The organism is Achromobacter sp. SD115 (assembly GCF_017355315.1).
Taxonomy (GTDB): domain Bacteria; phylum Pseudomonadota; class Gammaproteobacteria; order Burkholderiales; family Burkholderiaceae_B; genus Achromobacter; species Achromobacter xylosoxidans_B.
Map to the genome: position 1 here is coordinate 65,686 of NZ_JADIJM010000022.1, position 24,906 is coordinate 90,591.

The 24,906-nt window shown below is 68.5% G+C and carries 28 protein-coding genes; 16 read left to right on the forward strand and 12 right to left on the reverse strand.

Annotated features, from left to right (window positions below; all coding sequences use genetic code 11):
• Positions 1–12: 12 nt before the first annotated feature.
• From IPU70_RS25625 to IPU70_RS25675, 11 genes are read right to left on the reverse strand one after another with little or no spacing between them, the layout of a single operon-like run.
• Positions 13–2,364 carry a hypothetical protein gene (locus IPU70_RS25625; protein WP_207471743.1) on the reverse strand — a complete coding sequence of 784 codons (2,352 nt, stop codon included), beginning with the start codon at positions 2,362–2,364 and terminating at the stop codon, positions 13–15.
• The gene (locus IPU70_RS25630) at positions 2,348–2,965 is read right to left on the reverse strand and encodes an outer membrane lipoprotein carrier protein LolA (RefSeq protein ID WP_207471745.1); all 618 of its coding nucleotides are present in this window, start codon (positions 2,963–2,965) and stop codon (positions 2,348–2,350) included. Before IPU70_RS25630 ends, IPU70_RS25625 begins: the two co-directional genes overlap by 17 nt.
• Positions 2,962–3,405 carry a thioesterase family protein gene (locus IPU70_RS25635; RefSeq protein WP_207471747.1) on the reverse strand — a complete coding sequence of 148 codons (444 nt, stop codon included), beginning with the start codon at positions 3,403–3,405 and terminating at the stop codon, positions 2,962–2,964. The genes IPU70_RS25630 and IPU70_RS25635 overlap by 4 nt, the downstream gene beginning before the upstream one ends.
• Complete coding sequence (locus IPU70_RS25640; RefSeq protein WP_207471748.1) at positions 3,398–4,321, reverse strand: glycosyl transferase; 924 nt, start codon at positions 4,319–4,321, stop codon at positions 3,398–3,400. The genes IPU70_RS25635 and IPU70_RS25640 overlap by 8 nt, the downstream gene beginning before the upstream one ends.
• Complete coding sequence (locus IPU70_RS25645; RefSeq protein ID WP_207471750.1) at positions 4,318–5,070, reverse strand: glycosyltransferase family 2 protein; 753 nt, start codon at positions 5,068–5,070, stop codon at positions 4,318–4,320. The genes IPU70_RS25640 and IPU70_RS25645 overlap by 4 nt, the downstream gene beginning before the upstream one ends.
• On the reverse strand, positions 5,057–6,757 hold the full coding sequence (locus IPU70_RS25650) for an AMP-binding protein (RefSeq protein WP_207471752.1): 1,701 nt from the start codon (positions 6,755–6,757) through the stop codon (positions 5,057–5,059). Before IPU70_RS25650 ends, IPU70_RS25645 begins: the two co-directional genes overlap by 14 nt.
• 3 nt (positions 6,758–6,760) lie before the next feature.
• Positions 6,761–7,309 (reverse strand): hypothetical protein, encoded by a 549-nt coding sequence (locus IPU70_RS25655; protein ID WP_207471754.1) that lies wholly within the window; start codon positions 7,307–7,309, stop codon positions 6,761–6,763.
• Positions 7,306–7,560 carry an acyl carrier protein gene (locus IPU70_RS25660; protein ID WP_013392999.1) on the reverse strand — a complete coding sequence of 85 codons (255 nt, stop codon included), beginning with the start codon at positions 7,558–7,560 and terminating at the stop codon, positions 7,306–7,308. The genes IPU70_RS25655 and IPU70_RS25660 overlap by 4 nt, the downstream gene beginning before the upstream one ends.
• Positions 7,561–7,577: 17 nt before the next feature.
• On the reverse strand, positions 7,578–7,838 hold the full coding sequence (locus IPU70_RS25665) for a phosphopantetheine-binding protein (RefSeq protein WP_013393000.1): 261 nt from the start codon (positions 7,836–7,838) through the stop codon (positions 7,578–7,580).
• A gap of 4 nt (positions 7,839–7,842) precedes the next feature.
• The gene (locus IPU70_RS25670) at positions 7,843–8,682 is read right to left on the reverse strand and encodes a 1-acyl-sn-glycerol-3-phosphate acyltransferase (protein ID WP_242702699.1); all 840 of its coding nucleotides are present in this window, start codon (positions 8,680–8,682) and stop codon (positions 7,843–7,845) included.
• Positions 8,679–9,404, reverse strand: a complete 726-nt coding sequence (locus IPU70_RS25675) for a beta-ketoacyl synthase chain length factor (RefSeq protein ID WP_207471758.1) — start codon at positions 9,402–9,404, stop codon at positions 8,679–8,681. Before IPU70_RS25675 ends, IPU70_RS25670 begins: the two co-directional genes overlap by 4 nt.
• A 112-nt stretch (positions 9,405–9,516) precedes the next feature.
• On the opposite strand from IPU70_RS25675, the gene IPU70_RS25680 reads away from it, so the two are divergent.
• From IPU70_RS25680 to IPU70_RS25710, 7 genes are all read left to right on the forward strand, one after another.
• The gene (locus tag IPU70_RS25680) at positions 9,517–10,173 is read left to right on the forward strand and encodes a 4'-phosphopantetheinyl transferase superfamily protein (RefSeq protein WP_207471765.1); all 657 of its coding nucleotides are present in this window, start codon (positions 9,517–9,519) and stop codon (positions 10,171–10,173) included.
• Between the two features lie 89 nt (positions 10,174–10,262).
• Positions 10,263–11,480: an NO-inducible flavohemoprotein gene (gene hmpA, locus IPU70_RS25685; RefSeq protein ID WP_207471767.1), complete on the forward strand. Its 1,218-nt coding sequence runs from the start codon at positions 10,263–10,265 to the stop codon at positions 11,478–11,480.
• Positions 11,481–11,540: 60 nt separating this feature from the next.
• A complete protein-coding gene (locus IPU70_RS25690) occupies positions 11,541–11,978 on the forward strand; it encodes an Rrf2 family transcriptional regulator (RefSeq protein WP_013393005.1) in 438 nt (145 codons plus the stop codon).
• A gap of 108 nt (positions 11,979–12,086) precedes the next feature.
• Positions 12,087–13,337 carry a D-amino acid dehydrogenase gene (locus IPU70_RS25695; protein ID WP_207471769.1) on the forward strand — a complete coding sequence of 417 codons (1,251 nt, stop codon included), beginning with the start codon at positions 12,087–12,089 and terminating at the stop codon, positions 13,335–13,337.
• A gap of 155 nt (positions 13,338–13,492) precedes the next feature.
• Positions 13,493–14,395, forward strand: coding sequence for a DMT family transporter (locus IPU70_RS25700; protein WP_207471777.1), 903 nt, complete (start codon positions 13,493–13,495; stop codon positions 14,393–14,395).
• A gap of 73 nt (positions 14,396–14,468) precedes the next feature.
• Positions 14,469–15,428 (forward strand): proline dehydrogenase family protein, encoded by a 960-nt coding sequence (locus tag IPU70_RS25705; protein ID WP_207471779.1) that lies wholly within the window; start codon positions 14,469–14,471, stop codon positions 15,426–15,428.
• 21 nt (positions 15,429–15,449) lie between these two features.
• Positions 15,450–16,283 carry an AraC family transcriptional regulator gene (locus tag IPU70_RS25710; protein ID WP_207471781.1) on the forward strand — a complete coding sequence of 278 codons (834 nt, stop codon included), beginning with the start codon at positions 15,450–15,452 and terminating at the stop codon, positions 16,281–16,283.
• On the opposite strand, the gene IPU70_RS25715 is transcribed toward IPU70_RS25710, so the two are convergent.
• Positions 16,202–16,873, reverse strand: coding sequence for a flavodoxin family protein (locus tag IPU70_RS25715; protein ID WP_207471783.1), 672 nt, complete (start codon positions 16,871–16,873; stop codon positions 16,202–16,204). The genes IPU70_RS25710 and IPU70_RS25715 overlap by 82 nt on opposite strands.
• Before the next feature lie 129 nt (positions 16,874–17,002).
• Between IPU70_RS25715 and IPU70_RS25720 the strand changes: the two genes are divergently transcribed.
• From IPU70_RS25720 to IPU70_RS25760, 9 genes are all read left to right on the forward strand, one after another.
• Positions 17,003–17,893 (forward strand): LysR substrate-binding domain-containing protein, encoded by an 891-nt coding sequence (locus IPU70_RS25720; RefSeq protein ID WP_207471785.1) that lies wholly within the window; start codon positions 17,003–17,005, stop codon positions 17,891–17,893.
• Positions 17,890–18,909 carry an AraC family transcriptional regulator gene (locus tag IPU70_RS25725; RefSeq protein WP_207471787.1) on the forward strand — a complete coding sequence of 340 codons (1,020 nt, stop codon included), beginning with the start codon at positions 17,890–17,892 and terminating at the stop codon, positions 18,907–18,909. The genes IPU70_RS25720 and IPU70_RS25725 overlap by 4 nt, the downstream gene beginning before the upstream one ends.
• A 146-nt stretch (positions 18,910–19,055) precedes the next feature.
• The gene (locus IPU70_RS25730; RefSeq protein WP_207471795.1) at positions 19,056–20,024 is read left to right on the forward strand and encodes a tripartite tricarboxylate transporter substrate binding protein; all 969 of its coding nucleotides are present in this window, start codon (positions 19,056–19,058) and stop codon (positions 20,022–20,024) included.
• 148 nt (positions 20,025–20,172) lie between these two features.
• Entirely contained in the window at positions 20,173–21,228 is a 1,056-nt protein-coding gene (locus IPU70_RS25735) for a 3-keto-5-aminohexanoate cleavage protein (RefSeq protein WP_207471797.1), read from the forward strand.
• 49 nt (positions 21,229–21,277) lie between these two features.
• A complete protein-coding gene (locus tag IPU70_RS25740) occupies positions 21,278–22,267 on the forward strand; it encodes a tripartite tricarboxylate transporter substrate binding protein (protein ID WP_207471799.1) in 990 nt (329 codons plus the stop codon).
• Positions 22,268–22,273: 6 nt separating this feature from the next.
• Positions 22,274–22,732 (forward strand): hypothetical protein, encoded by a 459-nt coding sequence (locus IPU70_RS25745; RefSeq protein WP_207471801.1) that lies wholly within the window; start codon positions 22,274–22,276, stop codon positions 22,730–22,732.
• Complete coding sequence (locus tag IPU70_RS25750) at positions 22,729–23,094, forward strand: hypothetical protein (protein ID WP_207471803.1); 366 nt, start codon at positions 22,729–22,731, stop codon at positions 23,092–23,094. Before IPU70_RS25745 ends, IPU70_RS25750 begins: the two co-directional genes overlap by 4 nt.
• A 104-nt stretch (positions 23,095–23,198) precedes the next feature.
• On the forward strand, positions 23,199–24,104 hold the full coding sequence (locus tag IPU70_RS25755; RefSeq protein WP_207471805.1) for a LysR family transcriptional regulator: 906 nt from the start codon (positions 23,199–23,201) through the stop codon (positions 24,102–24,104).
• Between the two features lie 158 nt (positions 24,105–24,262).
• A complete protein-coding gene (locus tag IPU70_RS25760) occupies positions 24,263–24,901 on the forward strand; it encodes a glutathione S-transferase family protein (RefSeq protein WP_207471808.1) in 639 nt (212 codons plus the stop codon).
• The last annotated feature ends 5 nt before the right edge of the window (positions 24,902–24,906 follow it).

A 24,906-nucleotide genomic window follows, 5' to 3' on the forward strand; every position in this document is an offset into this window, starting at 1 on the left:
GGATATGTCCATTTAGTTATTGAAAGCAGGATGCGGCGCGGTCTCGCGCGGCGGGTTGATCCAGGGCGCCCACAGCAGCGAGAAGGCCACGCCCAGGGCCACGGCCAATCCGAAATTGGCGATGGCGGGGGTCCGGCTGATGGCGAGCAGGCCGAAGGACAGCAAGGTGGTGGCGGCGCCCAGCAGGATGCCGACCAGGCTGGCGGCCGCGCCCGCGACCCGCTCGTACATGAAGATGGCGTAATCCACGCCGATGGCGGAAACCAGCAACAGGCCGAACAGGCTGAACAGGGTGAGCGGCTGGCCCAGGTAGCCCAGCGCGGCCAGGCTGCATGCGGTGGCCGCCAGCGGCACGGCCAGGATGCGCCAGGCGGCGGCGCGTCCCAGGGTCAGCAGCAGCAGGGCGGCCGCGACCACGTAGGACAACAGTTTGAGTTCGGCGGCTTCGACCCGCGTCGCCGCGAACATGCGGTTCAATTCGCCGCTGCGGTCCACCAGCGTGACGTCCGGCGCGGCGCGGGCGATGGCCTCCAGCGCGGACGCGTCGCGCAGGCCCAGTAATGTCACCATGCCTGCGGCTTGCCCGTCGCGCATGCCCAGCCATAGCGGCCGCCAGCGTTCCGCCAGCGGACCTTGCAGCGCGTCGTCGATCGTTTGCGGCGGCAGCGTGGCCATGGACTGCAGCTCTTGGCGCAGGGCGTCGTAGGGGATGCCGAGGTCGGTGACCGGCTTCCAGACTTCCGGTTGCGCGGCCAGCGCGGCCAGCTTCGAGCCCAACGCCTGTTGCCCGGCGGCTGGCGAGACCAGCTGGCTCAAGGCGTTGTAGGCAGCGAGATCGCCGCGCGCAACCAGGGTATCCAAAGCCTGCGACACCAGCGCCTGCCTGCGCAGCAGTTCGTCGGCATCGGGCGCGCGCACCAGGAAGAATTGGCTGGTCGGCATGAAGCCCGTGATTTCACCGATCTGCCGGGCCTGCTGCAGCAAGGGCGCGGGCAGGCTCAGCCACTGCCGCAGATCGTCCTGGATGCTCAGCCGGCCGATGCCGCCGGCGGTGGCGGCGAGCAAGGCCAGTGCGCCCAGCCAGAGCATGGCGCGGCGTCCGGCCACACGTTCGCGCGCGCGCAGCGCGGCCTCGGCAAAGCGCAGCAGCGGCTGCCAGGGGCGGGGCCGCCAACCGTCCATCCAGGCCGGCAACTGGCACACGGTGCAGGCGTACGCGCCCAACAGGCCGGAGGCCGAGAACACCGCGGTCTGCGTCAGCGCCGGAAACGGGGTGAACGCCAGCGCGACGTAGCCGACCAGGCTGGCGGCCAGGCTGATGGTGAGCCCGGGCAGGACGCGCCGCAGCGCGGGCCAGGCCTGCCAGTCGGCCATGCCGTAGCTCTTGCCCAGCCAGTGCATGGGGAAATCCACCGCGACGCCGATCAGGCTGGCGCCGATCACCAGGGTCAGGACATGGATGGAGCCGAACACGGCCACGCAGGCCACCGCGCCCGTCAACAGTCCGACGGCGACCGGCACGAAGGCCAGCAGCGCGCGCACGCGCCGCAGCGCCAAAAGCAGGACCAGCACGATGCCGATGGTGGCCACGGTGCCGATCCAGCTGCTTTCTGCGACCGCTTGCGCCCGGCCCGCGGCCGCGTACAAGGGGCCGCCCGCCACCAGCAGTTCGGCGCCGGCCGCGCTCAGGGCCTGGCGGTCCAGTTCGAGTTGAGCGGCGATCTGCTGCGGGGCAGCGGCGTCGAAGGCGTCGCCGCGGGTTTCGGCGCGCACCAGCGCCCAGCGCCTGCCGCCGTGCTCGGCCTGCAGGGTGCCCGTGCCCATGTCGTACTGCACGGCGCCGCCGGGGCGCAGCGCCTGCTCGGCGCGGCGCGTGAGGCCCAGCCAGTCCTGGTCCACCGGCACGAGGCCGGAGGACGAGAACGGGTCCGACAGTTCGCGCGCGCGGCGCTGGGCGTAGGCGGCGGGGTCGGTCTCAAGCTGGCGCCGGTCCGTCGCGGGCAGCATGGCCAGGCGGCCCGACAGCAATTGCGCGCGCAACGCGGCCACGTCGACCTGCAGTTCCACCTGCACGGAGGAGTACAGGCCGCTGTCCGTCCAACGCTGCGCCAGCAGGCGCGCGGGCGTGGCGGAGTCCGCGCCGGAAGTCGCGGCGACCAGCGCGATGAGCTGGCGCGACAAGGGCTCCTGGATGCGGGCCTCGGCCAGTTGGCGCGTGGCGTCGGCGCCGGCTTGCGGCACCAGTTCCATCAGGTTGGCCGACACCGGCCAGCCGTGGCGGCTTTGCCAGGCGCCGGCGCAAAGAATCAGCAGCAGCCCCAGCTTGAACAGCCGCGGCAGCCAGCGCTCAATCGGCGAACGCACGTTGCTCCTCGGCGCTCAGGGCCTGTGCGGCTTGCGCATCCGTCATCTGCAGCACGCTGCGGTCGCCCTGCGTCTCGCGCAGTTCGATGCGGTCCACCAGCGCGCCGCCGTTGATCTGGATGTTGTCGAAGATCTGGCGCAGCAGGACCGAGCGCGGCGTCAGCAGCAGCTGCCATGCGTCCGCGTGGCCGGTGAGCGTCAGGTCGAAATTCTCGCGCAGGCCGGCGGTATCCCCCGCCAGCACCGACAGGAACAGCCGGTTCTCGCGGCCGGCGCCGGAATGCTGCGGCAGGGCCTGCCATTTGCCGGCTTCGTCGCGCCGGAAGATGCCGTTGGCGTTGATGCGCAAGTCCTGCGCGATCGGCGTGCGCAGCAGCCATAGCAGGCCCTTGCCCGCCGCTAGCGTGAAGTCGCCGCGGCTGGTCAGCGGCTGCGGCAGCGAGCGCAGGAACTTCTGCTGCACGAAGTGGCCGCGCACCACGGGCGTGGCGCTTAACTGCCGCTGCAGATCGACCAGGTCGAAGGCCCGGGCGGCAAAGGGCAGCAGCGCCAGTGCCAGCAGGGCGCAGAGGCGGCCCACGAAAACCAGGCAGCGCTTCATGCGGGCGTCTCCATCGATTGCAGCTTGCGCATCACGGCGTCGACCAGCGCAGCGGGCGAGGCCAGCTGCATTTCGCGGGTCTGGATGCAGACCGCCACCTGTTCGGAAGTGGCCCGCGTCAGGCGCTGGCCGCTGGCGGCGTCCAGGATCAGATAGTTGATCTTCAGGCGGTGTTCCCATTCCACCAGTTCGGCGCGCACCAGGAGGCGCTGGCCGAACTGCGCGGGTTGCGCATAGCGCAGGTGCAGGTCGATCACCGGCCAGGCGTAGCCGCTGGCGCGCATGGCGTCGTAGTTGTGTCCCAGCTGGTCCAGCAGTTCGCAGCGGGCCTGTTCCAGGTACTTCACATAGTGGCCGTGCCAGACGACGTGGAGCGAATCGACGTCGAAGAAGGGCACGCGGATTTCGACTTCAGCGCCGATGGCGCCCCGTTTACGCATCGTCTTTCCAGAAGGGATAAAAGTTGAACCATTGCAGCGGCGCCTGGCGGCAGTGCGCGGCAAGCCGGCAGGCATAGCGCTGGGCCACTTCGGCGATCCGGGTCTGGCGCGTGGCGCGCGTCCATTCGATGCCGTCGGACAGGCGTTCCATCGCCACGCGGTAGCGCGCGCCGTGGCGCGTGCAGAACAGCAGATTGACCGGGCAGCGCAGCAGCCCGGCCAGCAGCCAGGGGCCTTGCGGCAGCAGGGCGGTGGCGCCCAGGAAATCCACGGGCGTGCAGCGGTCGCCTTGCAGCGGCACGCGGTCGCCGGCAATGGCCAGCCATTCGCCGCGGTCCAGGCGCTGCGCCAGGTCCAGCATGGCGGGAGCATCCAGCTCGCTGACCTGGATCATGCGCAGCCCGCCGCCGGCGTCATGCAGGAGGCGGCTGAAATGGGCCGCGTGCTTGTCGTGGACCAGCACGTTGAGATGCAAGGTGCCGCTTTGTTCCGCCAGCGCGCGGCAGACCTCGATGTTGCCCAGGTGCGAGCCGACCAGGATCTGGCCGCGGTTCCTGCCCATCTGCGCGTGCAGGCCGTCGGGATCGGAGATGTCCAGGTTGGCCATGGTGATCTTGCCCTGCCAGACGTCCAGCTTGTCCAGGATGGCGTTGGCGAACGCGAGGTACTGGCGATAGACGGGCATGCGGCGCGGCAGCGGCTCGGCCAGCGCCCCGGATTGCGCCAGCCGGCGCTGGTAGGCCGCGATCGAGCGCCGGGCGCGGCCGCCGGAGACATAGAAATACAGTACGACCATCCAGACCACGGGCGCGACCAGGCGGCGTCCCAAAGTGCGTGCCGCCCAGGCGGTCAGGCGCATCAGCACGGCGCTGCCGCGTTCGGGCTGGCCGGCCCAATGCTGGTCGGCGGCGCTCATGGCTGCGGGCCTCCGGCAAGCCGCCGCCACAGCAGGGCGGGCGAGCGCGCCAGCATGCCGAAGAAGAGGCGCGCATGCATGCGGCTGATCAGCAGGTTGTCGCGCAGGCCCTTGAAGTGCGAGATGCCGCCTTCCGGATAGGCCACGCGCGTCGGCAGCCACACCATCGCGACGCCGCGCCAATGCAGGCGCACCAGGACGGCAATGTCGAAGTCCATGCGCCGGCCCACTTGCGCGCCGTCGATCACCGGCAGCACCGGGGCCAGCGGGTAGACGCGGAAGCCGCACATGGCGTCGGGGATGTCGAGCGAAAGCGTATTGATCCAGACCCACACGCGCGTCAGCCAGCGGCCGTAGAGGCGGCTGCGCGGCACGTCGTCGCCATAGACCGGCGCGCCGCAGATGAGGGCGCGGGGCTGGGCGCGGGAGGCTGCCGCGAAGGCGGCCGCATCCGCCAGGGCGTGCTGGCCGTCGGCGTCCACCTGCAAGGCATGGGTATAGCCCAGCGCGGCCGCCGCGCGCAGTCCGTCCTGCACCGCCGCGCCCTTGCCGCCGTTGGCCGCGCGCCGCAGCAGATGCGTGTGCGGTTGGGTCGCCAGCGCATCCAGCGTGGCCGCGCAAGCCGGCGCGGAGCCGTCGTCCACCAGCACGCAGGGCAGGCCTTGCGCGGCGAGCTGCGCGTGCACGGCGGCTACCGTGGCGCCGTGGTTGTATACGGGAATGAGCGCGCAGAGCTTATGCGGAGTCATGGCTGCCCGCCTGCAGAATGCGGCCGGAAGAGCAGGGCGCGTCGTTGAGGGTGAAGGCGAAATACAGCTTCTGCTTCGAGGCGTCCCATTTCAGCGCCAGCACGGCCACGTCGCCCGGGCGCAGCAGCCGCTGGAATTTCAGGGCTTCCATGCCCGCGAAGCGCAACTCGGGATGGAGGTCGCGTTGCGCCAGCGACATGGCCCAGCCGATCTGGACCACCCCGGGCACCACGGGGGCGGTGGGGAAATGGCCGCTGAAATGGGCCAGGTCGCAGGGGACTTCCAGCGTGTAGCGGCGTTCGTGCTCCGCCGGGGGCGGCAGCGGCACCGCTACGGGCGCGAGCGGCCGGGGGCCGGCTGCCGCCTCGAATACGCTGCGCGGCAGCTTGCCCTGGGCGTTGGCGGGCAGTTGCGCAAAGAAGCGCCAGGTGCGGGGGATGGCCAGCGATTCGAAGCCTGCGCCCAGGTGCGCGCGCAAGGCGTCCACCACCGCCTTGCGGCCTTGGTTGCGCAAGGCATGCAGGCCGCCGGCCGACAGGGCCACCAGGGCCGCCAGGCGCGCGGCCCCGGCCAATGCGCCCAGGCGCGCCTCCGCCACATAGGGATGGCGCGTCAGCGCCTGCTCCAGCATGGGCAGGGAAATGCGTTTTTCCTCGATCTTCACGATGCGGTCGAGGCGCCCAAGCAGGCGGAAGCCGCCATCGGCGAGTTCCGCGCCGTCGGCGGTCTGCGCCTCGGCCGGGTTGACCCAGGGCGATCGCACGCGCAGCGCGCCTTCGCCGTTGAGGTCCACGGCCACGCCAGGCAGCGGCCGCCAGGGGCTGCCGCCTTCGCGCCAGGCGACGGCCCCGGTTTCGGAGCTGCCGTAGATCTCGCTGGGGCGCAGGCCCAGATGCTGCGCGATATGGTCGGAGGCCTCGGCGGGCAGTTCGCCGCCGGAGGAGTGGATGCGGGTCAGCCGGCCGCGCAGCCGGGTCCAGTCCAGCCGTTGTCCCAGGCGGCGCAGCAGCGCGGGGCTGGCGATCCAGGTGCAGGCCGGATGGCGCAGGCTGGCCTGCTGCAGTTCTTCGGGATAGAGACGTTGCGGCCGGTCCAGCTGGCGGCCCGCGCACAACGGCCACAGCACCCTGAAGGGCAGGCCGTACATGTGCTGCGCCGATACGCTGCCCAGCACGGGACCGCGCGCATCGGGCCATTGCTGCTGCAGCGCGCGGACTTCTTCCATCAATTGCCGCCAGTGCTTGGCGATATGCTTGGGCGTGCCGCTGGAGCCGGAGGTGCACAGCACCAATGTCAGCGCCGGGTCCAGCGCGGCGGGCGCCAGCGGCGCGCCGTCTTGCAGGTCGGCCAGGCGGCATAGCCGTTGCGCCGGCAGCGGCAGTTCCGCGTCGCTCAGCCAGGTGTCCACCGTGGCGTCGAGCGTGGCGCAGGTCTGCGCCTGGGCGTCACCCGGCAGGATCGCGACCACGCCGGCGCGCCAGCAGGCGAATAGCGCGATGGCCATCTGGGCCGCGTCTTCGAACCAGAGCGCGACGCGCCGCAGCGACCGCGCCTGCAATGCGCCGGCGGCCTGCAGGCTGGCGCGCGCGAATGCCTCGCGCGTCAGGGGCGGCTCATCGGCGACCAGGGCGTCGGCCAGGTCGGGCGGGGCGGGCAGCAGCAACTGCGCGAGATCGGTCCAGGCCATGCTTTACGCCGCCTTGGCGGCCGCGGGGCGCAGCAGCCATTCGCCCGCCATCAGCAAGCCCATGAGCACATAGCTCACGGCGCCGTTGTAGGCGGTCCACCAGCTCCAGGGCCCCCAGGCCGCCAGCGCCGCGGCCACGCTGCCGTTCAGGACAAAGAAGGCGCACCACACGCGGGTGACGTTGCGGGTGTAGCGCACGCCCGCGGGCGGCAGGTCGGGGTGGCGCAGCCGGGCCAATTGTTCGATCACGGGGCGGCCGCGCCGCAGGCTGGCGCCGAAGATCACCAGCATCATGCCGTTGACCAGCACCGGATACCAGCGCAGCCAGGCTTGCGAATTCGAGATGGCCAGGATCAGGCAGAATGCCACCGCCACGGCGGGCAGCAGGCGCGCGCCCGGCCGGGCGGCATCCGCGGTCAGACCGCGGGCCAGCCACAGCAGGGCCAGCGGCAGGGCCAGCCATGCGGCGCTCACCCGTCCCAGCGCCGCATGGACGGCGAAGGGATAGGCGATGCCGGCCACGGCCAGGGCTGCCGCCACGCCGCGTTTCATGCGGCGGGATCCTGCTTCTGACACATGGCTTGCACCACGTCTTCGACGGTGCGCACCGTGCGGAAGTCATTGGCGTCGAGCTTGCGGCCAGTCTGGCGGCGTACGTGGTCGATGAGGTCGATGGCGTCGATGCTGTCGATCTCCAGATCCGTGTACAGGTTCGCCTCGGGCGTGATGCGTTCCGGTTCGATCTCGAACAGTTCGACCAGCGCGCCGCGCAGCGTATTGAAGATTTCGTCGCGGGTATGCATCCTGGACTCCGTATCCATTAGGCGCGGCGTTGCGCGCTGACAAACTCGGCCAGCTTGGCGATGCTGGCGAAATGCTCGCGCATGTTGCGCGTTTCGGGATCGATGGTGATGCCGTAGCGCTTCTGCAGCGCAAGGCCCAGCTCCAGGGCGTCCACCGAATCCAGCCCGAGCCCGTCGCCGAACAGGTGGGCGTCGCTGTCGATATCGTCGGGCGCGATGTCTTCCAGGCCCAGCGATTCGATGACGAGGGTCTTCAGTTCAAATTCCAGTTGGTTCATCCGGTCAGGACTCCACTTCCACCGCCTGGGGCGGCTGTTCGTTCATGAGTGCGCCGGCGGGCGCGGCATGCGCCAGCTCGGCTTCGAAATAGGCGTGCAGGTAATCATTCATCTTGCGCCCTGCGATCGGCAGCGGATGCGCGCCGCTCCAGTTGGCGGGGTCGATGTCCTCTCCCACGCGGATCACGTAGCGCATGCGGCAGGGCGGGATCCGGTACCAGGGTTCGCCCTTGGTCAGGCTGCGGGGATTCATGCTGATGACCACGGGCGTCACCACGCGCGCGCCGCGCAGCGCGATGGCGCAGGCGCCGCGATGGAAGCGCGGCATGGCGTCGCGCGGCGTGCGCGTGCCTTCGGGAAAGACGATCAGGGTTTCGCCTGCGCGCAGCGCGTCTGCCGCGCGGTCGAACATGTCGAAGCTTTCGTCATTGGTGATGTACCCGGCATTGGCCACCGGGCCGCGGGTGAACGGATTGGTCGCCAGGCCGTGCTTGACGATGCAGTTGGCGTTCTTGACGTGGCCGACCAGGAACACCACGTCCAGCAGCGAAGGGTGGTTGGCCAGGATCATCTGGCCGGGCTGGCCGAGGCGTTCGGCGCCCTTGAATTCCACGGTCAGGATGCCGGTGCGGACCATGAAGCGGATGAACAGGCGGAAGGTGCCGTTCAGCGCGCCGCGCGCGCGGCGTTGGCGGTCCGCCTTGTCACCGGGCAGCAGACGCTGCGGCGGGAATACCAGCACGCGCAACAGCACGCCGCCGATCCCGAAGAGAGTGAAGGCCATGCCTGTGGCGAACAGGCGCCAGAGCCAGAAGTCCTGCCGGGCAGGCGTGGCGCTCGTCATGCCGTGCGTGTCCAAGTCCATAGTCGGGAGCGGTTGGCGTGTCGCCAGTCGGGCGTGCGCAGCAAGAGGTGGCGCAGCAGGTTCAGGGGATTGGGCCAGGCCTGCGCCGCGTCGGCGGCAACCGGGGTTTGCGGGGCCAGGGTCAGCGTCCAGTCCGCGCCGGGGCGCAGGTGCAAGGCGAGGGCATAAGAGCAAGGCGCGTCATCCACCCAGGAGGTGTAAGGCGCGGGCGGACGTTCCTCGGCCAACACCACAAGCACGTCCTGGTGGCCTGCATCGAACAGCATGGACGCTTCGATGAAGGCATGTTCCAGGCCATCGTCTTCCGCCGACAAGGCCACGGATTCCGTGGTTTCGCGGCGTATGATCGACCACTGCGCGGCGATGGCGTTGTGCACGGACAGGCCGAAGGCCGTGGGCGACAATGGTTCGTCCGCCGCCAACGCCTGCAGCAGGCCGAAGTTGCGCGTGGTTTCGCCATGACGGGAGGCGAACACCAGCGGCATGGCGGGCCGCCCCTCGGCTATCGGCCACGCGCAGTCGAACACGCCGCGAGCCAGAGGGCTCAAGCGGCGGCGTTGCAAGGGGGGCAGGAAGTCCAGGCGGGGCGGGTTCTGATTTCCGATCGGGCAGAACGGATGTTCGGCCCATTCCAACCAGTCGCTGGGGCTATCGATTCCTTGCGCCCAACCCTGCCATTGCGCGATCGAAAACGTCAACATAGCGCGCGATTCTACTATGGCGATGTCGGGCCATTTTGATTTAAAACGTTACATAATACACAATATTTCCGGTGTTTCTTACACTCCAGCTTGCTATTTGTTACTTACTCCCGTGAACGTTCAGGAACTTTTCATCTGGTGGGCAGACCAAGGCGCCGCCGCCAGCTACCGCAGCCAGGAGCTGTCGGCCGAGGATGCGGTGCGCGCCCCGGCGCTGCGCAGTTCGAAGGCGCAGAGCGACTGGCGGGTCAGCAGGGCGTTGCTGCAAAGCGTCAGGCAGGCCGCTCCGGACGCGGCCACCTCGCTCAGCCATAGCGGCGGCCATGTGGTCTGTGCGGCGGCGCCCCGGGGATGGGCGCTAGGCGCCGACCTGGAGCGCATCCGGCCGCGCGCGGTGTTGCGCCTGGCCGAATGGGTTTGCACACCCGCCGAACGCGAGGCGCTGGCCGGCCTGCAGGGCGCGGCGCAGCTGGAACGCTTCTATCTCTTGTGGACCCTGAAGGAAGCCTTCATCAAGGCGGCTGGCCTGGATTTCCCTGCGGACATGGCATCGGTGGGCCTGGCGCCCGATGACAAGACGGGATGGCGGCTGCGCGCGCCGCCTGGGCGGTGGCGCGCTTGTTCCTATCGCCTGGGGCATGACTGGATCGCGTCTGCGGTATGGCGCGCCCAGGCTGACAGCGCATTACGTCCCCAATGGCGGGCCGAAGCGGCTTGCGTGTTACCAACGCTTGCCATCCTGGGCGAGTGGGTAGCCGGAGAGGAATGAACCGGGCGGCGTTTTTCAGCGGGCATTTAAAGATGTATTATAAATACATGTTTAATGGCGATTCCGATCGCGCCACAAAGGAGCAGTAGATGTTGAGCCCCCAAATCCGCGCCCTGGTCAAAGGCACGGCCCCCGTTCTCAAGACGCACGGCGTCGCGCTGACCAAGCATTTCTATGCCCGCATGTTCAAGCACAACCCCGAGCTCAAGCAGGTCTTCAACCAGGCCCACCAGGCGGGCGGCGAGCAGCAGCACGCGCTGGCCGGCGCGGTCACGGCCTATGCCGAGCACATCGACGATCCGTCGGTGCTGATGCCCGTGGTGACGCGCATCGTGCACAAGCACGTCAGCCTGGGCATACGGCCCGAGCATTACCAGATCGTGGGCAAGCATCTGCTGGCCTCGATCAGCGAAGTGCTGGGCGAGGCGGCCACGGACGAACTGATCGCTGCCTGGGCCGCGGCCTACGGCCAACTGGCCGACCTGCTGATCGCCGAAGAGGCGCGCCTGTACGCGGAATCGGCCGCCAAGCCGGGCGGGTGGACGGGCTGGCGCGCCTTCCGCGTGGTGGGCAAGCAGCGCGAAAGCGCCGAGATCACGTCTTTCTACCTGGCGCCGGCCGATGGCGGCGAAGTGCCTGCCTACCGCCCCGGCCAGTACGTGTCGGTGCGCGTGTTCGTGCCCGAACTGGGCCTGATGCAGCCGCGCCAGTACAGCCTGTCCGACGCGCCGGGGCAGGACCGCCTGCGCATCTCGGTCAAGCGCGAAGCGGGCGGCGCCGATACGCCGGCCGGCCGCGTGTCCAACGCCCTGCATGACCGCCTGGAAGAGGGCGGGGTGCTGGACGTGGCGCCGCCCCAGGGCGATTTCTATTTGCGCGAGGAAGGCAATGCGCCGGTGGTGCTGCTGAGCGGCGGCGTGGGCCTGACGCCCATGGTTTCCATCCTGAACCATCTGGTGGGCCTGAACGACGAGCGCCAGATCCGCTTCGTGCACGGTTGCCGCAACCACTCGGTCCACGCCTTGCGCGACCACGTCAACGACATCGCCGCCGAACGCGCCAATGTGCGCAAGGCGGTGTTCTACGAGGAAATCGGCCACGGCGACCAGCCTGGGCGCGACTACGACCATGCCGGCCGGGTAGACCTGAACGCCATCCGCGACGAGGTCATCGTGCCTGGCGCGGACTACTACCTGTGCGGCCCGGCGGCCTTCATGCGTGCGCAGCGCGAGGCCCTGACCGGCCTGGGCGTGCCGGCAGACCGCATCCACGCCGAAGCCTTCGGCACCGGCGGCGCGCCCGCCTGAGCGGTGTATCCTGGCGGCCTGAGCTCTCGGGCCGCCGGCTCCCATCCCTTTCATCCAGCCATGCAACTGACCCGATTCACCGATTTCGGCCTGCGCGTCCTGATGTACCTGACGCAATGCCGCGACCGGCCCGCCGCCGTCACCATCCCGGAGATCGCCGACCGCTTCAGCGTGTCGCGCAATCATCTGGTGAAGGTGGCGCACTTCATGGCGCAGCAAGGGTGGGTCAGCACCTCGCGCGGCAAGGGCGGCGGGTTGCGGCTGTCGCGGTCCGCCGGCGATTACCGGCTGGGCGATCTGATCCGGCAACTGGAGCAGCAGGGGCCGCTGATCGACTGCCGCGAGCCTCCCTGTGCGCTGGACGGCTCATGCCGCTTGTCCGGCGTGCTGGCGCAGACCCTGCAGGCCTTCTACGAGGCGCTCAACGGCTACACCCTGGCCGACCTGGTGCGCGACCCCACGGCCGCGGCCATCATCAAGCTGCACCGCGCCGCCTGAGGCGGGGCATGATGTTTTGTTATGGACCCTGCGGAGTTTGGCATTTGCCGGACGGGCGCGGCGCATCCCAGAATAGAGCGTTTCCCCTGTCTTTCTGGATCTATGAGTATGCGGGTTTGCGTAATCGGCGCTGGCGTCGTGGGTGTCACGTCGGCCTATTTCCTGGCGCGCCAGGGCCATGACGTGGTGCTGGTGGACAGCCAGGCGCGTCCGGCCGAGGTGTCCAGCTACGCCAATGGCGGCCAGCTCAGCTATAGCTACGTGGCGCCTTTGGCCGGTCCGGGCGTGCTGCCCAGCGTGCCGGGCTGGCTGCTGCGCGAGGACTCTCCGCTGCGTTTCCGGCCCAGGCTGGATCCCCACCAATGGCGCTGGTGCCTGCAGTTCGCGCTGGCGTGCCGGGCCTCGGTGGCCAAGGCTTCCACGGTCCAACTGGCCGGCCTGTCCTATCTCAGTCGCGACGTGATGCACTCCCTGCTGGAGCAGGAAGACCTGGACTTCGGCCATCTGAAGAACGGCAAGCTCATCGCCTACCGCAGCCCGGCGCTGCTGGACAAGGCGCGCCAGCTGGTGGCGTATCAGGCCGCTCACGGCGCCGACCAGCAGGTGCTGGATGCGGCGCAGACCCTGGCGCTGGAGCCGGCGCTGGCCGGCATGGGCGGCAGCCTGGCGGGCGCCATCTACACCCCCAGCGAAGAGGCGGGTGACTGCCGCCAGTTCACCGAGGCGCTGTTCGACCGCCTGCAGTCCATGGCCAATGTGCAATGCGCCATGTCCAATCCGGTGTCGGGACTGCAGCGCGAAGGCCGCCGCATCGTGGCGGTGAACACGCGCGACGGCGACATCGGCGCCGACGCCATCGTGCTGGCCACCGGCGTCGGCACGCGCGCGCTGCTCAAGCCCCTGGGCCAGGATGTGCCGCTGTATCCCTTGAAGGGCTACAGCCTGAGCGTGCCGCTGGATGAGGACGACGAGTCGGTGGCGCCGCGCATCAGCGTGACGGACTATGAGCGGCGCATCGTCTACGCCCGCGTGGGCGGCGTGCTGCGGATTGCGGCCATGGTCGACATCGGCAGCGCCGACGCCAGCATCGACACGGCGCGCATCGGGCTGCTCAAGCGCCAGGTGCACGAGGCTTTCCCGGCGCTGGACCTGCGCCAGGCCGAGCCCTGGGCGGGGTTGCGTCCGGCCACCCCCACCGGCAAGCCGCTGATCGGCCGCAGCCTTGCGGCCGACAATCTGTGGCTCAACATCGGGCAAGGCGCGCTGGGCTTTACCCTGGCCTGCGGCAGCGCCGCGCTGTTGACGGCCCAGATGGGCGGGCTGGAGCTGCCGCTGGATCCCGCGCCATTCCGTCCCTGACGCGGGCGATGTCCATTTTGCGATAGTGGCTGCCTTTTCATCGGCAGACGGACCGGATCGCGCTCAATAGGATAGCGATACTCCGCCGCTTGCGCAGCCTCGGGAGGCGACGCAAGCGGCCGGAGACCATCCCTCATCCTCCGAGCGCAACCATCATGTCCTACCTGTTTCCGTTGTTCGCCATCCTGTTCTGGGCGGGCAACGTCATCGTCTCCAAGATGGCCGCCAGCGCCATCTCGCCCACCGCCATTACCTTCTACCGGCTGGTGCTGGCCCTGTTCCTGATGGGCCTGTTCACGGCCGGCCCGGCCTGGCGCAACCGCAAGACCATCCTGCGCCACTGGCCCAAGCTGGCGCTGTACGGCGCCTTGTCGTCGGCGGTGTTCCAGGCGCTGTCCTACCGCGCCGCCGAAACCACCACCGCCACCAACATGGCCATCCTGACCGCCCTGATTCCTTTGCTGAGCATGCTGCTCAGCGTGGTGATCCTGCGCGATCCCCTGACCCTGGGCATGGCCGCCGGCGGCGCGCTGTCGTTCCTGGGCCTGCTGTACCTGGTGGGGCAGGGCGATATGCTGAGCGTGTTCCAGCACGGCATCCACGTCGGCGACGGCTTGATGCTGCTGGCGGCCTTGTCCTATGCGCTGTACGGCGTGCTGCTGCGCCATTGGAAGGTGCCGCTGCCGGCCTGGCAATCCACCTTCGTGCAATCGATCTTCGCGCTGCTCTACATGCTGCCGCTGTACTTGCGCGTGCCGGCGGCGCAGGCCGCGCTGGACATGAACACGATTCCGCTGATCCTGTACGCCGGCATCTTCTCGTCGGTGCTGCTGTCCTATCTGTGGATCGAAGGGGTGCATCGCCTGGGGCCCAACCGCTGCAGCATCTTCATCAACCTGCTGCCGCTGTTCACCGCGCTGGCCGCCTTCGTCCTGTTGCGCGAGCAACTGCACCTGTACCACCTGCTGGGCGGCGCGGTGACGCTGGCCGGCGTGCTGCTGGCGCAGACGGTGCAGCGCCCGCTGTTCGGCCGCGCCCGCGCGCTGGCGCTGGACTAGGAACTTTTCACTGGCGTTCAAGACGCACGCCCGCCGTCCCGGCACAGTGGCTCTCTTTGCAGGGAGAGAGTCCATGAGCATGTTCCAGAGAACCGCCATCGCGCTGGCGCGCAGCCCGGGCGTGGGGCGGGCGATGCGGGCCATGGCGGCCCGCACGTCGCTGGCGGCCCGTTTCGTCGGCGGCGCCGACGTGGACGCCGCGGTCCGCACGGCCGCAAGACTGCGCGAGGCGCACGGGATCCGCGCATCGCTCTTCTACCTGGGCGAGTACGTCGACGATCCCGACTCCATCGAGCACAACGTGGCGCAGGCCGTGGGCGCCTGCCGGGCGCTGGCGCATGCCGGGCTGGACGTGCACGTGTCGGTCGACCCCACCGCCATCGGCTATATGCGCGACGATGCGCTGGGCCGGGACAATGCCCGGCGCATCGGCCTGGCGGCGCGCCGCGGGGTCGGCCTGGGGCGCGACTGGATGGTGCTGGACATGGAGGATTCCTCCATCTGCGACCGCACCTGCGTCTTGCATCGCGAATTGCTGCAAGCCGGCATACCGGCAGGCCTGACCCTGCAGGCGCAGCGCCGCCGCACACCGCTGGACCTGGTCTGGGCGATCCGTCAGCGTACCTCGCTGCGGCTGGTCAAGGGCGCGTTTCCGGAGCGCGAGCTGGACCACGCCGGCCGCGCGCGCATCGACCAGGCCTACCTGGACGCAGCCGCCATCATGCTGTCGCGCGAGGCGCTGGAGTCGGGCTTTCAACCGGTCTTCGGCACGCATGACGACCGCCTGGCTGGCGCCATTATGGAACTGGCGCGGGAACGTGGCTGGCCGCCAGATGCCTTCGAATTTGAAATGCTCTACGGCGTGCGTCCGGACTGGCAGCTCGCGCTGCGCCGTTTGGGCTATAACGTCAGGGTCTATCTGCCCTTCGGCGGCGACTGGTGGCCCTATGCCATGCGCCGCGTGGGAGAAAACCCCCGCAACGCGTGGCTGCTGGCCCGCACGCTGACTTCGGACCAGAGCTACTTCGGCTAGGCGACTCACGCACACGCATCCATGGCGGTTTCCCAACACATCTGGCATTGCGGCGCCGGCCTGCCCGGCGACGTGCTGATCGCGGACCTGCGCGCCTACCGCTATGCGCCGCATTTCCACGATGCCTGGTCCATCGGCGCCATCGCGCAGGGGCGTTGCGCCTTCACCGTGCATGGCGAGGCGCAGCTCGCGGGCGAGGGCGATCTGGTGGCGATCGCGCCCGGGCAGGTCCACACGGGCGGCACCTCGGACGCGCCGCTGGCGTACCGCATGGCCTATATAGACCCGGCCTGGTTCAAGGGCCACGAACTTGCGCTGTTTGCCGGTGGCGCTGCGCTACCCGGCCCCGTCATCCGCGATCCAGCGTTATGCCAGGCATGGTTGGACGCGCTCACCCCCGACGCCATCGCCGACTCGGAGCGCCGCGAACGTATTTCCGCGGCCCTGTTCGGGCTGTTGGCCGCGCATGCGCAGGCCCCGGCGGTTCCTGTCGACGACGCGTCCGACGTGTGCGCGCTGCTGCGCGAGCGCATGGCCTCGGACCCGGCGTGCGCGCCGGACCTGGAAGCCCTGGCGGCGGCGCAGGACCGCCACCGCACCACCCTGGTCAAACAATTCGCGCGGCGCTATGGCCTGCCGCCGCTGGCCTGGCTGCGCAACTGGCGGGTAGCGCGTGCGCGCGTCCTGCTGCGCGACGGCCTGGCGCTGGCGGATGCCGCGCACGCCGTGGGCTTCGCCGACCAGGCCCATCTGACCCGCGTCTTCAAGCAGGTCTACGGCAGCACGCCCGGCGTGCTGCGCAGGGCGGGGACGGCTTCCCAGACATTGCGGGCGCGCGGCGTTTCGACCCGGTAGTCCGAGTACTTGTGGGTAAAGAATGCAGCGCCCAGTTCGGCCGCCGCTTGCAGCGGCTGCCGCGGGTCCGCCGCGATCTCGCCGCGCAGGTTGCCGGCGCCGTGCACATAGCCGACGAAATCCGAATGGGTGTAGCGCGCGTATTCCTGGATCTGGTGCACGATGCCCAGGGCCGCGCCCGGGTAGGTTTCCTCGGATGCCACCGCCAGGCCCAGGCGCTTGCCGACCATGCGCTGCTTGACCCGTTCCGGTTCGGGGCCCTGGCCGGCGTAATGGCTGAAAGAGCGGTCGAAGAAAGCCTTGGTCTGCGCCGACATGCCGTACCAGTAGATCGGGGTGCAGATCAGGACGCCGTCGGCCGGCAGGAAATGCTCCAGGAACAGCTCGGCATAGCGGTCGGCGGGCGCGGTGGCGTGCCGCAGGTCCGGCAGGAAGGACTGGATGTAGTCGTCCAGGAACAGCAGCGTGGCCGAGATGCCCGCCGTCTCGGCGCCCTGCAGCGCGGCCGCGCCCAGGGCCGCGCTGTTGCCGTCGCGCCGCGGGCTGCCGACCAGGATCAGAAGGCGCTTGGTAGGGTGATCTGAATTCATGTTTGATTCCTTGTTTGGACGTGGTTGCTGCCATGCAGTAGAGGAAATTTAGTATTCCTGCCTGATAGGCGACAAATGATGAATCCTTGAGTAAGATGAATTGATTTCATCCATAAAGCCCGGGATCCCATGTTTGCCACGCTACCGGTGACGGCGCTGCGCACCTTCGAGGCGGCCGCCAGGCTGCTCAGCTTCAAGTTGGCTGCGGCCGAACTGGCCGTCACGGCCACGGCGGTGTCCCATCAGGTCAAGGCGCTGGAACGCCACGTGGGCTACGCCCTGTTCGAGCGCGTGCCGCGCGGCGTGCGCCTGACCGAGAAGGGCGCGCGCCTCTTCGCGGGCGTGCATGGCGCCTTGCTCGACGTGGCGCAGACCCTGGACGCCTTGCGCGCCGCGCCGGCCTCGGGCGCGCTGACCCTGTCGACCACGCACTCGTTCGCGGCCTTGTGGCTGGTGCCGAGGCTGGGGCGCTTCCATGCCGCGTTCCCGCAATACCAGCTGAACCTGAACACCAGCCCCGAACCCGTGGACCTGCTGCGCGACGCCAGCATGGACCTGGCCATCCGCTACAGCCGCGCGCGTTGGCCCGGGCTGCACGCAGCCTGTTCGCTGCAGGAATGGTTCGGTGTCTATGGCGCGCCCGCGCTGGTTGCCCGGCCGGGCAAGCGCGCGCCATCGCTGGTCACCGTGCGCTGGCGTGATTCGCAGCTGTACGATCAGGGCTGGCAGGACTGGTGCGAGGCCGCCGGCCTGCCTTCCTGGCGCACGCCGGCGGCGCTGCATGCCTACGAGGAAGAGCATTACGCGCTGCAGGCCGCCATCGCCGGCCAGGGGCTGGTGCTGGCCAGTTCCGTCATGGTGTCGGACAGCGTGGCGGCGGGCACCCTGGTGGCGTACCGGCCCGAGGTCAGGGTGGCGGGAGCGGCCTACACCGCGCTATGCGCGCCGGGCCGTGAACGCCATCCGCCGGTCAAGGCGTTCCTGGGGTGGTTGCGCAAGGAATTCGAGGCACGGGCATGAGGCACGTCTCCCAACTGATGCGCAGCGGCAGTTTGAACGGCTACGTCGAGCTGGTCGAGTCGCTGGGCCGGGATCCTCATGCCTTCATGCGCAGCGTGGGGCTGGAGGCCAGGTTCCTGCAAGACCCGGAAATGCTGATCCCGCGCGACGCGGCGCGCGAGTTGCTGGAAATCACGGCCCGCGCGACGCGCATCGAAGACTTCGCGCTGCGCCTGGCGGCGCGGCGCAAGTTATCGGCGCTCGGCCCTATCAGCCTGGTGCTGCGGGAGGAGGCGACGCCGAGGCAGGCGCTCGATACGCTGTGCCGCTACCTGAAGCTGGTGAACGCGTCGCTCATCATCCGGGTTGAAGACACCGGCGGGCTGGTGATCATCCGCGAAGATCTGCTGCCCACGCCCGGGCTGCAGATGCGGCAGTCGGTGGAACTGGCGGTGGGCACCATGTTCTGCATATTGAGCGAGCTGATCGGGCAGCAGTGGCAGCCGCTGGAGGTCTGCTTTTCGCACCGGCCACCCGAGGACGTTACCGCGCATCGCGCCTTTTTCAGGCGCAACGTCAAATTCAACCAGGAATTCAACGGGCTGGTGTGCTCGTCCGCCGATCTGTCCAGGCCGCGGGAGCAGGGCGACCAGGTGGCAGCCGGCCTGGCCCGCAAATACCTGGAAGCGGCCATGACCGGCCGCGGCGAAAGCGCGCAGGAGACCTGCCGGCGGATCATCCTGGCGCTGCTGCCCGGCGGCGCCTGTTCGGCGCCGGAGGTGGCGCGCTTTCTGCACGTCGACCGCCGCACGCTGCATCGCCGCCTCGGAGCGGAAGGCCTGTCTTTCAGCCGCGTGCTGGATGAGGTGCGCAGGGACCTGGTCCAGCACCATTTGCGCGAGAGCGATCTGCCGCTGGGCGAGGTGGCGGAATTGCTGGGCTTCTCCAGGCCCAGCAGCTTCAGCCATTGGTTCCGTGACCAGTTCGGATGCAGTCCCTCAGCGTGGAGCAGGGCGGGTCCTGCCAGGCCGGCTTGAACGCTGTCCCAAATTAGCAAGTTTATGTCCCAAAAAAGCAAGTATGCGCGCGCAGAGCGATGGATACTTGTGGCCATAGATCAGACATTGCGCTGTCCCACAAAGGGAACCCGCGCATCAGTTTGGCAAAGAGCCAGGAGACAAAGATGAAACTGCATCAAATCGCGCGTTCGGCCTTGGCGTTGGCCGGATGGTCGCTGGCGTTCAGCGTCTGGGCTGCGGACGCCAAGCCCTTGCGTGTCATCGTGCCCGGTCCCGCAGGCGGCACCGTGGACATCGCCGCCCGCGTGATCGGGCAGCAGGTGTCGGCCGACACCGGCCGGCCGGTCATCATCGAGAACCGGCCCGGCGCGACCGGATCGATCGGCCTCAGCGCCATGCTGAAGGCCGACCCCGACGGCAACACGATCGCGCTGGGGCCGAGCAATATGCTGGTCGAAGCGCCGCAGGTGATGAAGGTGCCATACGACCCGCTCAAGGACATCGTGACCATTGCCCGGGTTGCGTACACCAGTTATGCGCTCGTCAGCGCCGCCGACTATCCGGCCAAGGATTTCCAGAGCCTGGTTGCGCATCTGAAGGCGCGTAAAGGCAAGTCGTCCTTCGCCAGCTACGGAACAGGCACGGTGTCGCAGTATTCGGGCCTGATCTTCAGCAGCCAGGCCGGGCTGGACATGCAGCACGTCGCCTACACGGGGTCGCCGCAGGCGCTGCAGGACGTCATAGGCGGCCAGGTCGACATCATGTTCGACGGCATGGTCACATCCTTGCCCCTGATCAGGAGCGGCCGGCTGCGCCCCTATGCGGTCGCCGGGAAAAACCGCTACAGGGATCTGCCCGAGGTGCCGACGATGACCGAACTGGGCTATCCGGAGATCCAGTTCCAGGGGCAGGTGTGCTTTTATGGTTCGAGCAAGCTGCCGTCCGATGTCCTGGCCAGGCTCCAGGCCGTCATCAGCAAGGCGGCGGCCGTGCCGGCGGTGCAGCAGAAGCTGGCGGACGTGGGGCTGGAGCCCGACGTGAACATCGACAGCGCCGCGCTGCTGATCGAAAACAGGCAGACCTCGCAGCGCAACGCCGCCATCGTCAAGAAGTTCGACATCCGGGCCAACTGACCCGTCTTCCATTGCTTTCAGCGCCGCGCCCTGGGGGCGGCCGGCACGCGCCGGCACGCCCGTGGACCACGCGCGCCGGTATTCCCGCGCTTCCCTCATGTAGCGCGATCCATGCAGTTTTCACCCACTCAGTCGGAGCACCCTCGCCATGAACTTTCTAGACGGCCACCTGTATCCCGAAAACCAGCAGCCCCTGATCATCACCGCCGCGCCCTATGCGCCGGGCTGGATACCCTCGGACTTTCCGGAGGATATTCCGGTGTCCATGCAGGATCAGATCCAGAAGGCGGTGGATTGCTATGAAGCCGGCGCCACCGTGCTGCATCTGCATGTGCGCGAGGCCGACGGCAAAGGCAGCAAGCGCCTCTCCAAGTTCAACGAGCTGATCGCCGGGGTGCGCGAGGCCGTGCCCGAGATGGTCATTCAGGTGGGCGGCTCCATCAGCTTCGCGCCGGAAGAGGGGCAGGCCGCCAAATGGCTGAGCGACGACACCCGGCACATGCTGGCCGAACTGACGCCCAGGCCCGACCAGGTGACGGTCACCGTCAACACCTCGCAGATGAACGTCACTGAACACGCCGGCGAGGATGATTTCCGGGGCGTGTCCCGCGGCTTTCCCCACCTGTACTCCACCTACAAGGACATGGTCGTGCCCGCGAATCCCAGCTGGGTCGAGGAGCATATCCGGCGCCTGACCGCAGCCGGCATCCAGAGCGAGTTTCAGTGCTACAACATCAACAGCTTCGAAACCATAGAACGCATGATCCGCCGCGGTGTCTACAAGGGGCCGCTGGTGATGAACTGGGTGGCCATCAGCGGCGGCATGGACCAGGCCAATATCTACAACCTGGCCAACATGCTGCGCGCGGTACCCGACGGCGCGGTGGTCACGGTAGAAAGCTCCGTCCTCAACGTGCTGCCTGTCAACATGATAGGCATCGCCCTTGGCCTGCACGTGCGCTGCGGCATCGAGGACGTGCTCTGGAACCAGACCCGCACGGGAAAGATGAGTTCCGTCGAGCAGATCAGGCAGCTGGTGCGCATCGCTGGCGAGTTCGGCCGCCCCATCGCTACGGCGCAGCAGGCGCGCGAGATCATGAAGATCGGCGTCTTCTACGAAACGGCCGAAGAAACGCTGCAGGCCAACGGCTTCGCGCCCAACCGCAACGGCGGCAACCAGGGTTTCCTGCGCAAGCCCGTCTGACGCTTTCCGCCGGGCGGCGCGCGTCCGCACCATGATCCAGGATGAAAACATGACGATCTCATTGACCCGTAGGGAACTCTTGCTGGGCGCGGCGGCGTCGCTGGCGAGCCGTCTGGTGTTGGCGCAGGGCGGCGGCGATTGGCCGGCGCGACCCGTCAAGGTAATCGTGCCGGGCGGCGCGGGCGGAGTGTTGGACACGCTGGCCCGGCAGCTCTACGCAAGGCTGAACGACACGCTGGGCCAGCCTTTCGTCATAGAAAACCGCCCGGGCGCGAACGGCTTGATCGGCTCGTCCGCGGTCAAGAACGCCGCGCCCGACGGCTACACCATCCTGCACAGCACGGCTTCGTCGATGGTGATGGCCGAAGCGCTGAATCCGGCCTTGCCAGTCCAGACCCTGCGCGACCTGGAGCCCGTTGCGCTGTCGTCCGTGGGAGGCGTGCTGCTGGTGGCGCATGCTTCGGTGCCGGCCAGGACCTTGCCCGAGCTGGTGGATCTGTTGCGCCGCGAGCCAGGCAAGTACCAGTCCTACGGCAGTTGGGGCATGGGGTCCAACGGACACCTGACCATGGAGTGGATCAAGCAGCGCGCGGGGCTGAGCATCAACCACGTACCCTACAAGACCACGCCCGCGCTGCTGACGAACATCGTGTCGGGCGAGATTCCCGTGGGCTGGGTCGACGTGGTGTCTCCCCTGGGTTTCATCGAGCAGGGCAAGCTGCGCGGTATCGCGCTCACGGGCACCGTGCGCAGTCCCAGGCTGCCGGAAGTGCAGGTGTTGTCGGAACAGGGCTATCCCTTTACCGCTGCGGGCTGGCAGGGTGTTTTTGCACCCAGGAACACACCGCCCGAGGTGCTGGAGCGCCTGCATGCGGCCATCAATCATGAACTGGAACAGCCGGCGTTCCTGGAGGCGCTGCGCCAGGCGAACGTGCCGCCATCCGCTGCCGTCAGCCGCCAGGCGTTCGCCCAGACCATCACGCAAGACCTGGCCGCCTGGCGCAAGGTCGTGGTGGATGGAAACATCAAAGCTGAATAAAGCGCCATGCAGATATCCTCCCATGCAGACAAAATAGGCCGTCTGTTGCAGCTGCGCGAACGGCTCGACCCTTTGCGGGATTTCGAGCTCTGGTACTGGACCTGTCTTACCGCGGGCACCAATATCTGGAACGCCTCGCTGCACGCCGCAGGCCTCACCAGCGAGGACCGCGCTTTTTCCACCATTCCCGGTGTGCATGTGGTGCCGCAGGCGGACGGCGGCTGGCGCAGGGAACTGCGTGGCCCTGGCGACGTAAGCCACGTGGGATGGCCCGCCATTGCCGGTGACATGCCGCAGCCTGTCCAGCGCCTGGAGGCCGCCTTGCACGCATTGGAGGAATATCGCGACCCCTGCCTGCGCGGCGACCGCAAGCCGACCCAGGCCATCGTCGATGACTGCCAGCACGCGATGTCGCAGGCCATCTCCATTTACCGGACTCTGGTCCGTCCGCAGGCGCGCCCATGATTGCGGAATTTCACCGCGACAAGGCGGAGCGCATTGAAGCCTCGCTGGCCCGGTTGGGCGACGAGGACTGGGAGATCCGGATCGAGGCGGCCATGCTGGCGGGCACGCATTGGATCAACTTCGCCCTGCACCAAGCGGGCGTCAGCGAGGCGTCCGAGGACATGGTGCACGCTTCCATGTGCATGGTCAGCGTCTTGCGCAAGTATCGACTTGCGGCGCCGGAACTGATCGAGGCGCTGGAGGAGATCGAGGAGCTTCGTCCGCTGTACGTGCGAGGCGACATGGACGGCGCGGCGCGGGCGGCGCGTCGCGCGCTGGAATTGCTGGGCTTCATCGGCGAGCGCGCGCGCAGGCTGGCCTGAACCCGGCGGCGTTGCACGTTTGCGCGCAAGGACGGAGAGAGGATTGACGCGCCCCTGCGCGCGCTTCTACTCTCTCCCGACAGTCAGCGCGGAGGCCGCCAAGCGTGAATCGATTCCATGAAATGAGCGTGTTCCTGGCGGTGGCCGAGGCGCAGAGTTTCGCCGCGGCGGCGCGGCGCCTGGAAATGTCGGCGCCCACCGTCACGCGCAGCGTGTCGGCGCTGGAGCGGCGGCTGGGCGCCTTGCTGCTGGTGCGCACCACGCGCAGCCTGCGTTTGACCGAGGCCGGCCAGCGCTATGCCGACGACTGCCGCCGCATCCTCGATGAGGTGGAGCAAGCCGACGATGCCGTGGCCGGCGCCATGGCCGCGCCGCGCGGCGCGCTCAGCATCACGGCGCCAGCGTTTTTCGGCGAATTGCACGTGATGCCGGCCGTGCTGGGCTATCTGCGCGCGCACCGCGAAGTCTCGGTGCGCACGCTGCTGGTGGACCGCGTGGTGAACCTGCTGGACGAGCGCGTGGATGTGGCGGTGCGCATCGGCGCCTTGCCGGATTCCACGCTGACCGCGGTGCCGGTGGGGCAGGTGCGCCGCGTGGTTTGCGCCGCGCCCGCCTTCCTGCGCGAACACGGCGTGCCGCAGGACCTGGAGTCGCTGGCGCGCTTTTGCACGGTTACCGCGGCCATGGAGGGGCGCACGCCGCAATGGCGCTTCCAGCAGGACGGCCAGCCCAGGAGCCTGCGCGTCGATTCGCAGCTGACGGTCACGTCGTTCCAGGCCGCTGTGCTGGCGGCCTGCGAGGGTTGGGGCCTGACGCAGGTGGTGTCCTACCAGGTGGCGCGGCACCTGGCCAGCGGCGCCCTGGAGGTGGTGCTGCGCGATTTCGAGCTGCCGCCGCTGCCCGTGCACCTGGTGTATCCGGAAGGCCGCAAGAGCTCCGCCAAGGTGCGCAGCTTCGTCGAATTCTGCGTCGAGGCCCTGCGCCGCGACCTGGCGACCTTGCCCGTATAGCGGCCCGTCCGGCGGCTGCGCCGGCAGCAGCGCATCGAGGGGACAGGGCCACGCCGCCTTTCTTTCATTCAAAGCAAGAGTGTCTTGCGGACGCTGGCCGTTCACGCGCGGCTGGCGCCGGCCCAAGATGGAGCTTGTATCCGACTTGGAGCCTACTCATGCAAACCGCCCAGACCCCCGCGCTGACGTTCTACAGCTTTCCCCTGTCCGGCCACGCCCATCGCGTCGCCCTGATGCTGTCCCTGCTGGAGGTGCCGCACCGCAAGGTGGATGTGGACCTGCGCGGCGGCGAGCACAAGCGCCCCGCATTCCTGGCCCTGAATGCCTTTGGCCAGGTGCCGGTCATCGACGACAACGGGGTCGTGGTGGCCGATTCCACCGCGATCCTGATCTATCTGGCCAAGCGCTACAACGGCCAGGCCTGGCTGCCGGAGGATCCCGCCGGCGCGGCAGCGGTACAGCGCTGGCTGTCGGTGGCCTCGGGTCAGTTGGTGAATGGTCCGAACGCGGCGCGGCTGGTGGTGCTGTTCGGCGCGTCGCATGACGTGGCCAGCACGCTGGCCCGCGCGCACGCCTTGCTGCAGGTCATGGACGGCGAACTGGCGGCGCGCGATTTCCTGGCGGGGGCGGCGCCCACCATCGCGGACGTGGCTTGCTATGCCTACGTGGCGCACGCGCCAGAGGGCAATGTGTCGCTGGAAGCCTATCCGCACGTGCGCGCCTGGCTGCGCCGCATCGAAAGCCTGCCGCGCTTCGTGCCCATGCCCAAGTCGCCCGTGGGCCTGCTGGCTGCCTGAGGGCG

Coding starts and splice junctions, on each gene's coding strand:
- IPU70_RS25730 (WP_207471795.1), top strand. CDS start 19,056: ATGAAACTGCATCAAATCGCGCGTTCGGCCTTGGCGTTGGCCGGATGG.
- IPU70_RS25675 (WP_207471758.1), bottom strand. CDS start 9,404: ATGTTGACGTTTTCGATCGCGCAATGGCAGGGTTGGGCGCAAGGAATC.
- IPU70_RS25705 (WP_207471779.1), top strand. CDS start 14,469: ATGAGCATGTTCCAGAGAACCGCCATCGCGCTGGCGCGCAGCCCGGGC.
- IPU70_RS25715 (WP_207471783.1), bottom strand. CDS start 16,873: ATGAATTCAGATCACCCTACCAAGCGCCTTCTGATCCTGGTCGGCAGC.
- IPU70_RS25735 (WP_207471797.1), top strand. CDS start 20,173: ATGAACTTTCTAGACGGCCACCTGTATCCCGAAAACCAGCAGCCCCTG.
- IPU70_RS25635 (WP_207471747.1), bottom strand. CDS start 3,405: ATGCGTAAACGGGGCGCCATCGGCGCTGAAGTCGAAATCCGCGTGCCC.
- IPU70_RS25695 (WP_207471769.1), top strand. CDS start 12,087: ATGCGGGTTTGCGTAATCGGCGCTGGCGTCGTGGGTGTCACGTCGGCC.
- IPU70_RS25650 (WP_207471752.1), bottom strand. CDS start 6,757: ATGGCCTGGACCGATCTCGCGCAGTTGCTGCTGCCCGCCCCGCCCGAC.
- IPU70_RS25700 (WP_207471777.1), top strand. CDS start 13,493: ATGTCCTACCTGTTTCCGTTGTTCGCCATCCTGTTCTGGGCGGGCAAC.
- IPU70_RS25645 (WP_207471750.1), bottom strand. CDS start 5,070: ATGACTCCGCATAAGCTCTGCGCGCTCATTCCCGTATACAACCACGGC.
- IPU70_RS25740 (WP_207471799.1), top strand. CDS start 21,278: ATGACGATCTCATTGACCCGTAGGGAACTCTTGCTGGGCGCGGCGGCG.
- IPU70_RS25660 (WP_013392999.1), bottom strand. CDS start 7,560: ATGCATACCCGCGACGAAATCTTCAATACGCTGCGCGGCGCGCTGGTC.
- IPU70_RS25655 (WP_207471754.1), bottom strand. CDS start 7,309: ATGAAACGCGGCGTGGCGGCAGCCCTGGCCGTGGCCGGCATCGCCTAT.
- IPU70_RS25690 (WP_013393005.1), top strand. CDS start 11,541: ATGCAACTGACCCGATTCACCGATTTCGGCCTGCGCGTCCTGATGTAC.
- IPU70_RS25760 (WP_207471808.1), top strand. CDS start 24,263: ATGCAAACCGCCCAGACCCCCGCGCTGACGTTCTACAGCTTTCCCCTG.
- hmpA (WP_207471767.1), top strand. CDS start 10,263: ATGTTGAGCCCCCAAATCCGCGCCCTGGTCAAAGGCACGGCCCCCGTT.
- IPU70_RS25745 (WP_207471801.1), top strand. CDS start 22,274: ATGCAGATATCCTCCCATGCAGACAAAATAGGCCGTCTGTTGCAGCTG.
- IPU70_RS25630 (WP_207471745.1), bottom strand. CDS start 2,965: ATGAAGCGCTGCCTGGTTTTCGTGGGCCGCCTCTGCGCCCTGCTGGCA.
- IPU70_RS25665 (WP_013393000.1), bottom strand. CDS start 7,838: ATGAACCAACTGGAATTTGAACTGAAGACCCTCGTCATCGAATCGCTG.
- IPU70_RS25670 (WP_242702699.1), bottom strand. CDS start 8,682: ATGACGAGCGCCACGCCTGCCCGGCAGGACTTCTGGCTCTGGCGCCTG.
- IPU70_RS25750 (WP_207471803.1), top strand. CDS start 22,729: ATGATTGCGGAATTTCACCGCGACAAGGCGGAGCGCATTGAAGCCTCG.
- IPU70_RS25725 (WP_207471787.1), top strand. CDS start 17,890: ATGAGGCACGTCTCCCAACTGATGCGCAGCGGCAGTTTGAACGGCTAC.
- IPU70_RS25640 (WP_207471748.1), bottom strand. CDS start 4,321: ATGAGCGCCGCCGACCAGCATTGGGCCGGCCAGCCCGAACGCGGCAGC.
- IPU70_RS25710 (WP_207471781.1), top strand. CDS start 15,450: ATGGCGGTTTCCCAACACATCTGGCATTGCGGCGCCGGCCTGCCCGGC.
- IPU70_RS25720 (WP_207471785.1), top strand. CDS start 17,003: ATGTTTGCCACGCTACCGGTGACGGCGCTGCGCACCTTCGAGGCGGCC.